Source organism: Zhongshania sp., from assembly GCF_047636175.1.
GTDB lineage: Bacteria > Pseudomonadota > Gammaproteobacteria > Pseudomonadales > Spongiibacteraceae > Spongiibacter.
In genome coordinates, this window is record NZ_JBLIKC010000001.1 from 218,868 (window position 1) to 230,224 (window position 11,357).

12 protein-coding genes are annotated in these 11,357 nt (G+C 49.4%); all 12 read left to right on the forward strand.

Annotation, left to right across the window (positions count from 1 at the left end; genetic code table 11):
• Window positions 1–158 precede the first annotated feature (158 nt).
• Window positions 159–1,532, forward strand: coding sequence for a signal recognition particle protein (ffh, locus tag ACI955_RS01050; RefSeq protein ID WP_415241877.1), 1,374 nt, complete (start codon window positions 159–161; stop codon window positions 1,530–1,532).
• Window positions 1,533–1,855: 323 nt separating this feature from the next.
• Window positions 1,856–2,104: a 30S ribosomal protein S16 gene (gene rpsP, locus ACI955_RS01055; RefSeq protein ID WP_368376259.1), complete on the forward strand. Its 249-nt coding sequence runs from the start codon at window positions 1,856–1,858 to the stop codon at window positions 2,102–2,104.
• Window positions 2,105–2,650 (forward strand): ribosome maturation factor RimM, encoded by a 546-nt coding sequence (gene rimM, locus ACI955_RS01060; protein ID WP_415241878.1) that lies wholly within the window; start codon window positions 2,105–2,107, stop codon window positions 2,648–2,650.
• A 25-nt stretch (window positions 2,651–2,675) separates the two neighbouring features.
• Window positions 2,676–3,416, forward strand: a complete 741-nt coding sequence (gene trmD, locus ACI955_RS01065) for a tRNA (guanosine(37)-N1)-methyltransferase TrmD (RefSeq protein WP_415241879.1) — start codon at window positions 2,676–2,678, stop codon at window positions 3,414–3,416.
• A 48-nt stretch (window positions 3,417–3,464) separates the two neighbouring features.
• A complete protein-coding gene (rplS, locus tag ACI955_RS01070; protein ID WP_368376256.1) occupies window positions 3,465–3,827 on the forward strand; it encodes a 50S ribosomal protein L19 in 363 nt (120 codons plus the stop codon).
• Between the two features lie 266 nt (window positions 3,828–4,093).
• Window positions 4,094–4,849 (forward strand): thioredoxin fold domain-containing protein, encoded by a 756-nt coding sequence (locus ACI955_RS01075; RefSeq protein WP_415241880.1) that lies wholly within the window; start codon window positions 4,094–4,096, stop codon window positions 4,847–4,849.
• Window positions 4,850–5,122: 273 nt separating this feature from the next.
• The gene (locus tag ACI955_RS01080) at window positions 5,123–5,896 is read left to right on the forward strand and encodes an SDR family NAD(P)-dependent oxidoreductase (RefSeq protein WP_415241881.1); all 774 of its coding nucleotides are present in this window, start codon (window positions 5,123–5,125) and stop codon (window positions 5,894–5,896) included.
• Window positions 5,897–5,967: 71 nt separating this feature from the next.
• Complete coding sequence (locus tag ACI955_RS01085; RefSeq protein ID WP_415241882.1) at window positions 5,968–6,750, forward strand: enoyl-CoA hydratase/isomerase family protein; 783 nt, start codon at window positions 5,968–5,970, stop codon at window positions 6,748–6,750.
• A gap of 57 nt (window positions 6,751–6,807) precedes the next feature.
• Window positions 6,808–7,572, forward strand: a complete 765-nt coding sequence (locus tag ACI955_RS01090) for a crotonase/enoyl-CoA hydratase family protein (RefSeq protein ID WP_415241883.1) — start codon at window positions 6,808–6,810, stop codon at window positions 7,570–7,572.
• Window positions 7,573–7,604: 32 nt separating this feature from the next.
• On the forward strand, window positions 7,605–8,840 hold the full coding sequence (locus ACI955_RS01095; RefSeq protein WP_415241884.1) for an acetyl-CoA C-acetyltransferase: 1,236 nt from the start codon (window positions 7,605–7,607) through the stop codon (window positions 8,838–8,840).
• A gap of 82 nt (window positions 8,841–8,922) precedes the next feature.
• Window positions 8,923–9,900: an NAD(P)H-dependent flavin oxidoreductase gene (locus ACI955_RS01100; protein WP_415241885.1), complete on the forward strand. Its 978-nt coding sequence runs from the start codon at window positions 8,923–8,925 to the stop codon at window positions 9,898–9,900.
• A gap of 244 nt (window positions 9,901–10,144) precedes the next feature.
• A partial coding sequence (locus ACI955_RS01105; protein ID WP_415241886.1) for a homoserine dehydrogenase occupies window positions 10,145–11,357 on the forward strand: 1,213 nt, incomplete at its 3' end.

The window sequence follows — 11,357 nt, forward strand, 5'->3', positions numbered from 1 at the left end:
GTCTGCCTGATGACTCGGTTATACTGCTGCATGCTTTTGTGCGGCATCGGTATTTTTTAACGATGCGCAATCAGCAGATTGTAAGCGCGTTCACGGCGAAATGTCGACTTGAACTGTGTTTTCAAATTAATCACTTACAGATTTCAGAGAGTTTACGCATGTTTGAGAATTTAACCGAACGCCTATCGCAGAGCTTACGCCATGTTACTGGTCAGGCGCGGTTGAGTGAGGACAATATCGCTGACGCCATGCGAGACGTCCGTATGGCGTTACTCGAGGCCGATGTTGCCCTGCCGGTCGTTAAAGATTTTGTTGAAGCAGTGAAGGTGCGTGCAGTAGGGCAGGAGGTGAGTAAGAGTCTTAGTCCCGGGCAGATGTTCGTTAAAATCGTCCAGCAAGAGCTGGAAACGATTATGGGTAGCCAAAATGAAACCCTGAATCTGGCGACACAGCCTCCTGCGGTGATCTTGATGGCAGGTTTACAGGGTGCGGGTAAGACCACTTCGGTAGCCAAACTGGCGAAATTCCTGCAAGAAAAGCACAAAAAGAAAGTATTAGTAGTAAGTGTCGATGTTTATCGTCCAGCGGCAATCAAACAGCTTGAGACCTTGGCGAATGATATTGGCGCGGGCTTCTTCCCCAGTAATATTGAGCAAAAGCCGATAGATATTGCTAATGCGGCGATCGCTGAAGCGAAATTGCGCTTTTATGATGTGGTTATTGTGGATACCGCCGGTCGCCTTGCTATCGATACTGACATGATGGCCGAAATACAGGGTTTGCACGCCGCTATTAAACCGATAGAAACCTTGTTCGTCGTCGACGCGATGACGGGCCAAGATGCGGCAAATACTGCCAAGGCTTTTGGCGAGGCGCTGCCGCTAACCGGTGTTATTTTGACCAAGGCTGACGCTGATAGCCGTGGCGGTGCGGCCCTGTCTGTGCGGCATATCACCGGTAAGCCGATTAAATTTATGGGTGTGGGTGAAAAGACTGACGCACTGGATCCTTTCTACCCAGATCGTATTGCATCGCGTATTTTGGGAATGGGCGATATTTTGTCTCTTATCGACGAGGCGGAATCTAAGCTCGACAAAGACAAGGCGGAGAAGCTTGCCAAAAAGCTTAAAAAAGGCAAGAAGTTCGATTTAGAAGATTTGCGTGATCAGTTGCAGCAAATGCAAAATATGGGTGGCATGAAGGGCTTGCTCGATAAGCTGCCTGGCATGGGTAATATGGCGCAAATGGCGCAGAGTCAGATGGACGGCAAGATGTTTACTCGTATGGAGGCCATCATTAATTCGATGACACCGGCGGAGCGTCGCAATCCAGATTTGTTAAACGGTTCGCGCAAGCGCCGCATCACCATGGGGTCTGGCACCGAGATTCAGGATTTAAATCGTTTGCTTAAACAGCATAAGCAAATGGCGAAAATGATGAAAAAAATGGGGCAGAAGGGCGGCATGACAAATATGATGAGGGGCATGGGTGGAATGGCACCTCCCGGCGGCGGTCGTTTCCCAGGTATGTGATATCCCTGGGTGGCTGAGGGTGCTTTTGGCGCGGCAGGTTTGCGTTAAGCACCTTTTCATGTGTTAGTATTTTGAATTAAGAAAAACATCTAATTAGTTGATAATATTAGTTATTATTCGTATTTTTTGTGATCTCTAGCCCTTGGCTATTGCTTGCTTGAATCGGCCTTTACGGGTCGGCAAGAAAAAGCGTGCTAAGTGTTTCATATGTCATCGATTTCCCTTATAATTCTGCGCCTTTATGGCTCCGGTCATATTATCGCTTCGAACTTTTCGATAAGCAGGTATTAAACCCTGCCCAAATGCTAGGAAATGAAACAAGAATGGTCACTATTCGTTTGGCACGTGGCGGCTCTAAAAAGCGCCCATTTTATCATCTGACAGTTACTGACAGCCGCACTTCACGTGATGGCCGTTTTATTGAGCGCGTTGGTTTCTTTAACCCAGTAGCTCGCGGTAACGAAGAACGTCTGCGCGTTGATAACGCACGCGTTGATCATTGGGTTGCTCAGGGCGCTCAAATGTCAGATCGCGTTGCAAAATTGCTTAAAGACTCAGCAGCTGCCGCTTAAATGACAGCATTTACCCCGGAAAGTCGGGTTGTAATCGCTAAGATTTCTGCGGTGTACGGGGTAAAGGGGTGGGTCAAGATACATTCTTTCACCGACCCCACTAGCAATTTTTTTGATTACAGCGATGTTTACTTTTGCAAATCTGGAAAGTGGCAGCGCGCAGAGTTTGATGAGTACAAGGCGCATGGCAAGGGTATTGTCGGTCACCTGAACGGGGTCGACGATCGCGATGTGGCAGCGGGCTACTGTGGCATGGAATTATCGGTCGCAGAAGAGCTGTTACCTGACTTGGACGGTGATGAGTTTTATTGGCATCAACTGACAGGTTTAAAGGTAGCAACGCTATATTCATCGACTGAACCGGTTTTGTTAGGTGAAGTAAGCCACCTTCTTGAGACTGGTGCGAATGATGTTCTCGTGGTGCGGAAGTGCGCGAGAAGCCTGGATGATAAGGAACGCTTAATTCCTTATGTGCCGGGGCAATTTATAAAAGATATCAACCTTGAAACCGGGATGATATTGGTGGACTGGGATCCTGAGTTCTAGTTTTAAGGGCAAAGGAGATAGCGTCGTGGACATATCGGTGGTTAGTCTGTTTCCCGAGATGTTTGCAGCGGTTAGCGATTACGGTGTAACCGGTCGAGCAGTTCAAAATGGATTATTAAATATTTCGTGTTGTAATCCTCGCGATTACACCACGGATCGTCACCAGACAGTGGACGACCGGCCTTATGGCGGCGGTCCCGGCATGGTGATGAAGACCGCTCCGCTAGAGCAAGCAATTCATGCTGCAAAAGTGTCGGTGGCGCCGGGTGCGACAGTGATATATCTGTCGCCACAGGGCCGGCCTCTAGACCAGCAGGGTCTGGCTGAGTTAGCACAACGGCCGTCGCTGGTGCTCTTGGCGGGTCGATATGAAGGAGTAGATGAGCGCTTAATTGAGGCCGAAGTCGATGAAGAATGGTCGATAGGTGATTATGTGCTCAGCGGTGGTGAGTTGGCGGCCATGGTAATGATTGACGGTTTAAGCCGTTTATTACCGGGGGTGCTGGGGCATCATTTGTCGGCAGAGCAAGATTCATTTGCCGAAGGTTTGTTAGATTGCCCGCATTACACGCGGCCTGAGCATTACCGGGATAGGTCGGTGCCAGATGTGTTGTTAAGTGGCAATCATGAAGGAATACGGCGCTGGAGACTCAAGCAGTCGCTAGGTCGAACTTGGTTGCGGCGCAGGGATTTACTGCAAAAAGTAGAATTGAGTGCCGAACAAAATACATTGCTGGCGGAGTTTATTCGCGAGCTTGATAATTAACTAACATCTAGCTGTGAAGCTATAAACTTTTGAATTTAGGAGTATGCCATGAGCACCAACAAAATTATTGCCGAACTGGAAGCAGAGCAGGCCACCAAAGAACTGCCGGATTTCAGCCCCGGTGACACTGTTGTCGTTCAGGTTAAAGTTAAAGAGGGTGCTCGCGAGCGTCTTCAGGCTTTTGAAGGTGTTGTTATTGGCATTCGCAACCGTGCCCTGAACTCAGCCTTCACTGTACGTAAAATTTCTCATGGTGTAGGCGTAGAGCGTACTTTCCAAACTTACAGCCCTTTGATTGATAGCATTCAAGTTAAGCGTCGCGGCGACGTGCGTCAAGCCAAGCTTTACTACTTGCGTGAGCTGAGCGGTCGTGCAGCACGTATCAAAGAGAAACTGGGCGCAAAAGCTTAAGTTTTCTATTTATTTCAAAAAAAGGCAGCCATTGGCTGCCTTTTTTGTTATTTGGGTCTAGAAAAAGGGGGTGCGAAGCGGCAATTTTCATCGCATACTTTCTAACTGGTCGGTAATAGTACCGCCCAAGGTTTAAGGCTAATTTCTTGATGCTCCACATATTGTGCGGCGATGATTTTAGCGGATATGAAACTTGTTGCGAAAAAGTTGTTCGTATTTAGATGTATGTTAATAGTGAAAGTTGGAGAGTGTATTTGAATAGTCACATGAAAATGTTTTTGCGTCGGGTCCTGTTAGTGCTGGCCTTTGCTGGCATGTTAATCCCGCTGACTGGGCAGGCGGTTGCATCTGTAATGGTCGATAAGGCCGCAGACACCGCGATTCGCGCTTCTTTTAAAGCAACTCGACCAGATATAGTTATTACCCAAATAGAAGTAAGTGGGGTAGCAAACCTTTACCTTGTCACTATGCAAAACGGTCCCACGGTCTACGCCAGTGCCGATGGTAGATACTTTATTGCCGGTGATATGTTTGAAATCAGCGCGGCGGGTATAGAAAGTGTCGCTGAGAAGAAGCTTAAGCCGGTGCGCAAAGAGCTACTCGCCCAGATTAAACGGGAAGACATGATTATTTTCAGCCCTGAAGGTGAAACTAAGGGTGCTATTTACGTCTTTACCGATGTTGATTGTGGTTACTGTCGCAAGCTCCACCAGGAAGTGCCGCAGCTCAATGCCATGGGTATTGAAGTGCGTTACTTGGGCTACCCACGAGCAGGCGTAGGGACGCCCACGTATGACAAGATGGTATCAGCATGGTGTGCCGATGATCCCAAGTCGGCCATTGATTCTTTGAAAGCCGGTGCACCGATTGATCCTAAAAAATGCAGCAACCCAATTGCAGAAGAATATCAGTTGGGCTCGCAGATGGGCGTAACGGGAACACCTGCCATAGTGCTGGAAGACGGTAGTATGATTCCCGGCTATAAAACAGCCGCGCAGTTAGGTGTCGTTGTACTTAACTAGCAGCCGTCGCGCTATTACGTTTACAAAGGGGCTTATCGCCCCTTTTTTTGTGCCCGTAGGTTTTGCCCGGGTAATCGTGCGACTAGTAACTTGTAAGCAAATGTCATTTTTTTTGTTGTCTATCGACATGGTTTCAAACACTCACTTTGTTTCAAAATAGCTCCCTGATGTTTGGTTGCCTTAGCCGGCGTATTTAAAAGCAATAGCAGCGTGTTCAGTTTTTGATAAAGTGAACAAGCAATAATTACTCTCACCACAGCAGGAGAAAAACACATGGATATTAATGGAAAGGTAGCAATTGTCACTGGCGGCGCTTCGGGTCTCGGCGAGGGCACAGTCCGCGCCTACGTTGCAAAAGGTGGCAAGGTTGCCATTTTTGATATGAACGCTGAACGCGGCAATACCATAGTCGCAGAGCTGGGCGCGGATAATGTAAGCTTCCATCACGTCAACGTAGCCGATGAAGCCTCTGTCGCAACGGCAATTGCCGAAGTCATGGCTAAGTTTGGCGCTATTCATATCTGCAACAACTATGCAGGTATTGGCAGTGCGGTTAAGATCTTAAGTAAAAAAGGCGTATTTCCCCTAGACGCGTACAAAAATATTATCAATGTTAATTTGGTAGGCACATTTAATGTAGCTCGTCTTGCGGCTGAGCAGATGGCCAAGAACGAGCCTTATGACGGCGCCAACGCGCGCGGCGTTATCATCAATACGGCCTCTGTAGCCGCGTTTGAAGGTCAGGTTGGTCAGGTTGCCTATAGCGCCTCTAAAGGTGGTGTAGTCGGTATGACCCTGCCAATGGCTCGTGACCTGGCGTCATATGGTATTCGTGTCAACACGATTGTCCCCGGTCTGATTCACACTCCATTGTTTGAAACCATCCCGGAAGCGGCCTACAAGTCGCTGGAAAACAGCGTTGTTAACCCGCAGCGCTTAGGCCGCCCAGAAGAAATTGCTCATTTGTCAGTGATGATTGCTGAAAACGAGTATATGAATGGCGAGTCTATTCGTTTGGATGGCGCTATTCGCATGCAGCCACGTTGATAAGCTCTTTAGCCTAACTCGAAATGCGGCCGCAGTGAGGTGGCCGCAGCGGATATTAAGCTGGAGCATTTATGACGTCTTACAATACCTTGGAATACAGCATTACCGGCGCGGTGGCTGAGATACGCCTTAATCGCCCGGAATCGCTGAACTCTGTGAATCGTGAAATGCGCAGCGAATTATTCGCTGTGCTACAACGAGCCAATGCCGACACCGCTATTCGCACAGTTGTATTGGGCGCCAATGGCCGTGGTTTTTCCTCGGGCGCAGATCTGAGCGAAGGCTTTTTACAAGATCAAACGGTTGAAGATCAGATACTCGATGAATATGGACCGATATTGTCGCTAATCGGTGAGATGGATAAAACCGTGATAGCGGCCTCACCCGGTATCATGGCTGGTGTGGGCGCGGCGATCGCAATGCGTTGCGACTTAGTGGTGATGGCTGACTCCGGAAGTTTAATCATGGCGTTTAGTAACGTTGGTTTGGTGCCTGATGGCGGTGCTAGCTGGTTGCTACTTCGTTACTTGGGTTATCAGCGCTGCTATCAGTTGATTGCTGAAGGTGGGCGTTTAGATGCTGATGAGTGTTTGGCTGCTGGTATTGTTAATAAGTTAGCGCCGGCGGATCAGGTGATGGCCACGGCGCTGGAGTGGGCCCAGGCGCTTGCGCTGCGAGCACCTGTGGCATTGCGAGAGATGAAGAAAATACTGCGCCAAGCGGCGGATCGTAGTTATGATGAGGTGGTAAAAATAGAAGCGCGGGCACAGAAAGCATGTGTTGATTCCGCCGATGTAAAAGAAGCGATGCAGGCGTTTTTTGAAAAACGTCAGCCGGTATTCCGTGGCGAGTAGCGCTGAGGTTCCATTATTTTAATAACGGTGTCGAACACCGAAACTGAGGGTAAGTATATGAGTGATGAAGTATTAGTGAGTGTTGAAGATGGTGTGATGATCGTTACCATCAACCGTCCGAAGGCAAAAAACTCAGTAAATCTAGCTGTTGCGAAGGGCATTGCTGCGGCCATGGATGAGCTGGATAGCAATAACGATATTCGCGCTGCCATTTTAACCGGCGCCGATAATACCTTTTGCGCTGGTATGGATTTAAAGGCCTTTGTTACTGGAGAGCTGCCGGTTATTGAAGGTCGTGGTTTTGCTGGCTTGTGTGAAGCAACGCCTAAAAAGCCGCTTATTGCAGCGGTAGAAGGTTATGCCTTGGCTGGTGGTTTTGAATTGGCAATCTGCTGCGATCTAATTGTGGTTGCCGACAATGCCAAGTTTGGCATCCCTGAAGCGAAGCGCGGCTTAGCGGCGGCGGCGGGCGGCCTGATCCGTTTGCCACGTCAAATTCCGTCACGCATAGCGATGGAAATGGCCTTAACTGGTGACTTTATTACAGCGCAGCGGGCCTATGATTTGGGCTTGGTCAACAAGGTGGTTGAAGCCGGCGGTGCACTTGAGGGCGCCAAAGCCTTTGCTCGCAGCATTGCGGCTAACGGTCCTATGGCTGTGATCGCCAGCAAGAAAGTGGTAATTGAATCGCAAGATTGGCAGCAGAGTGAGATGTTCCCTGAGCAAGCCAAAATTGTAGATGGCGTTTTTACTAGCCATGACGCTATTGAAGGTGCAACGGCTTTTGCCGAAAAACGTGCGCCAAACTGGAAAGGTTGTTAATCGCCCTTCGGGCTTATAACGAGGAAAAAACAATGACAGAAGCATGGATAATCGATGTGTGCCGCACCCCTCGCGGTATTGGTAAAGCAGGTAAGGGTTCTCTGGCCGGTATTCACCCCCAGCAATTGGGTGCCACCGTGTTAAAGGCATTGGCTGAGCGCAATAATTTAAACACCGCAGATGTAGACGATATCATCTGGGGCACCAGTTCACAGCGCGGCGAGCAGGGTGGTGATCTTGGCCGCATGGCGGCGTTAACGGCCGGCTATGATGTGCGCAGCAGCGCCGTGACTCTAGATCGCTTTTGCGGTTCGGGTATTACCGCGGTGAGCTTGGCCGCGGCATCAATTATGTCTGGCATGGAAGATGTGGTTATTGCCGGTGGCGCCGAGATGATGTCTAACTACGGTCAAAACGGCAACGATCCCTCGATGTTTCTAGACAATGGAAATATGGTGTTGCGCGAAGCTCATCCGCAACCTCATCAGGGCGTTTGCGGTGATGCGATTGCAACACTAGAGGGTATTACTCGCGAAGATCTGGACAAACTTGCGTTCACCAGCCAGCAGCGCGCGGCGCATGCCATTGCCAACGGTCACTTTGATAAAAGTTTAGTGCCGGTCTATCGCGAAGATGGCAGCTTGGCCTTAGATAAAGAAGAGTTCCCGCGTCCGGGCACAACGCTAGAAGCCTTGTCGGCATTAAAGCCGGCTTTTGCTGAGCTGGCTTACTACCCACTAAACGAAGAAGGCACAACCTACGCCGGTCTGGTCAATAAAGTCTATCCAGACCTTAAAATCAGCCATGTTCACCACGGTGGTAATTCGTCTGGTGTGGTAGATGGTGCTGCTGCCATTTTACTGACCTCGCCTGAATACGCGAAAGCGCATGGCTTAAAGCCTCGCGCGAAGATTGTTGCAATGGTCAATATGGGCGATTCACCAACCCTAATGCTAAATGCGCCGGTTCCTGCAGCCTTAAAAGCGTTAAAGAAAGCTGGCTTAACAGTGGATGATATTGATTTATTTGAAATCAATGAAGCTTTTGCCGTAGTTGCTGAGAAGTTTATTCGGGACCTGAAACTAGATCGTGACAAGGTAAACGTCAACGGTGGCGCTATGGCCCTGGGTCATCCCATTGGAGCAACAGGCTCAATCTTGATTGGTACCTTATTGGACGAGCTTGAACGTCGTGATTTAAAGCGCGGTTTGGTCACTATGTGTGCCGCCGGTGGTATGGCTCCAGCGATAATAATCGAGCGTATTTAAGCAAGCTTTGCTTGATGTAAGGCGTTTTAGTCCTTACATGAAGCTTAGGCGTCGACACTAATTTGCATGACAGGAGTTATTTATGAAAACTCGTATTACCGAGATGCTGGGGATTAAATACCCTATTATTCAAGGCGGCATGCAGTGGGTTGGCCACGCCGAGCTCGCCTCGGCGGTGTCCAATGCTGGCGGTTTAGGAATCTTGACCGCACTGACGCAGCCGACACCGGAAGATCTGTATCAAGAAATACTTCGCTGTAAAGAAATGACGGATTTACCCTTCGGTGTAAATCTCACCATTTTGCCAACCATTAAGCCGGTTCCGTATATGGAATACGCCGAAGCTGCCATTCGCGGAGGGGTTAAAATAATCGAAACTGCTGGTCGCAGTCCGCAGGATTTTATGCCCCTATTTAAGGCCAACGGGGTGCGCGTTATCCATAAATGTACCTCGGTTCGTCACGCCCTTAAAGCGGAGCGAATCGGTTGTGACGCCGTGAGCGTTGACGGCTTTGAATGCGCCGGCCATCCCGGTGAAGACGACGTCACCAATATGATTTTGCTACCTGCCGCCGCCGCGAAGCTAAGTATTCCAATGATCGCCTCTGGTGGGATCGGTGATGCCCAGGGTCTGGTTGCCGCGCTGGCGCTGGGGGCTGAAGGCATTAATATGGGTACCCGCTTTGTCGCTACCAAAGAGGCGCCGGTCCATGAGAACGTCAAGCAGGCAATGGTTGATGCCGATGAGCGTCAAACGACCCTGATTTTTCGCAGCCTCAATAACACCGCGCGGGTTTTCCGCAATGCGATTGCGGAACAAGTGGTGGAGATTGAAAGTCGCGATGGCAAAACCGATTTTGCTGATATTCAGCCATTGGTGGCCGGGGCTCGCGGTCGAGCAAATGTTTTGGAAGGTGGTGATGTCGACGATGGTATTTGGACGGCCGGCATGGTTATTGGCTTGATAAACGATATACCTAGTTGCCAAGTTCTATTGGATAGGATGGTTGTTGAGGCAGAGGTTATTATTAATAAGCGCTTGGTGGGTTTATGCGGCTAAGATCGCGGTCTAGAGGCTGAGCTTATAAAGTGTTTTACTATGTAATCCGCCGTTTTTTCTTCAAGAAGTGAAATGGGACAGAATTAACTGACCTGAATTGTTGTCGCCCATAGCCTTAGCGCCTCAGCTTGACTAAAATACATTCCTTTCGGGTAGAAATTACTCTCGGTCTTCCGTGCGCTTGCTGGCGTGGACAGGCATGAGCGACGCGCCCAAGGTATTACCTGACGTTTAAGGAGCAGTGGTGGATTCGGTCAAAGTAGGAATATGTGGTTTAGGAACCGTCGGTAGCGGCACATTCACAGTGCTGGCGAGAAATGCGGCAGAAATTTCAGCGCGGGTAGGCGCCGAAATTGTTGTGACGCAAGTAGGTAGCCGCCGCGATAACCCCAACTGTAGCGTGGGTAATATTGCTATGGTGCGCGATGTGTTTGAGGTCGCTGACAATCCTGATATTGATATTTTGGTCGAACTGATCGGTGGCACTACGGTGGCAAAAGAGCTGGTTCTGCGCGCGATTGCTAATGGCAAACACGTCGTAACCGCGAATAAGGCGCTGATCGCCGAGCACGGTAATGAGATTTTCGCAGCAGCGGCGGAGAAGGGCGTAACTGTCGCCTTTGAAGCTGCCGTGGCCGGTGGTATTCCGATTATTAAAGCGCTGCGCGAAGGTTTGGCCGGCAATAAAATCCAGTGGTTGGCGGGTATTATTAACGGCACTGGCAACTTTATTCTGTCTGAAATGCGCGAAAAAGGCCGAGATTTTGTAGACGTCTTAGCTGAGGCGCAGGCTTTAGGTTATGCCGAGGCTGATCCAACCTTTGATGTTGAGGGTATTGATGCTGCCCATAAATTGGTGATTCTGGCGTCTTTGGCTTTTGGTATACCGCTGCAATTCGACAAAGTTTTTACCGAAGGTATTAGCCGAATTGTTCAGGAAGATGTGATCTATGCCGAGGAACTCGGTTACCGTATCAAGCATTTGGGTATTGCTCGTGACACTAGCGAAGGCATTGAACTGCGTGTCCACCCAACCTTAATTCCAGAGAAACGCCTGATTGCTAATGTGAATGGCGTTATGAATGCGGTGCTAGTGCAGTCAGATGCGGTTGGGCCTACTTTGTATTATGGGGCTGGTGCTGGCGGCGAGCCGACGGCATCTGCCGTGGTTGCCGATATTATTGATGTTGCCCGCACCTTGAGTGCGCAGCAAAGTAACCGCGTTCCTTATTTGTCATTCCATAGTGCCTCCTTGAGCGCACATCCGATATTGCCAATTGATGCGGTTGAGACTGCGTACTACTTGCGTATGGCCGCGATTGATAAGCCGGGCGTGCTGTCTAAAGTTGCCCAAATTTTGAGCGACGGCGGAATTAGTATCGAAGCATTGATTCAAAAAGAGCCTGCTGATGGCGCTAGCTTAGTGCCAATGATTATTCTGACTAACCGCACAATTG

Bases quoted from the DNA above. Each gene is read 5' to 3' on its own strand.
- ACI955_RS01085 (WP_415241882.1), top strand. From the start codon at position 5,968: ATGACGTCTTACAATACCTTGGAATACAGCATTACCGGCGCGGTGGCT.
- ACI955_RS01095 (WP_415241884.1), top strand. From the start codon at position 7,605: ATGACAGAAGCATGGATAATCGATGTGTGCCGCACCCCTCGCGGTATT.
- rimM (WP_415241878.1), top strand. From the start codon at position 2,105: ATGACAGCATTTACCCCGGAAAGTCGGGTTGTAATCGCTAAGATTTCT.
- ACI955_RS01080 (WP_415241881.1), top strand. From the start codon at position 5,123: ATGGATATTAATGGAAAGGTAGCAATTGTCACTGGCGGCGCTTCGGGT.
- rpsP (WP_368376259.1), top strand. From the start codon at position 1,856: ATGGTCACTATTCGTTTGGCACGTGGCGGCTCTAAAAAGCGCCCATTT.
- rplS (WP_368376256.1), top strand. From the start codon at position 3,465: ATGAGCACCAACAAAATTATTGCCGAACTGGAAGCAGAGCAGGCCACC.
- ACI955_RS01100 (WP_415241885.1), top strand. From the start codon at position 8,923: ATGAAAACTCGTATTACCGAGATGCTGGGGATTAAATACCCTATTATT.
- ACI955_RS01075 (WP_415241880.1), top strand. From the start codon at position 4,094: ATGAAAATGTTTTTGCGTCGGGTCCTGTTAGTGCTGGCCTTTGCTGGC.
- ACI955_RS01090 (WP_415241883.1), top strand. From the start codon at position 6,808: ATGAGTGATGAAGTATTAGTGAGTGTTGAAGATGGTGTGATGATCGTT.
- ffh (WP_415241877.1), top strand. From the start codon at position 159: ATGTTTGAGAATTTAACCGAACGCCTATCGCAGAGCTTACGCCATGTT.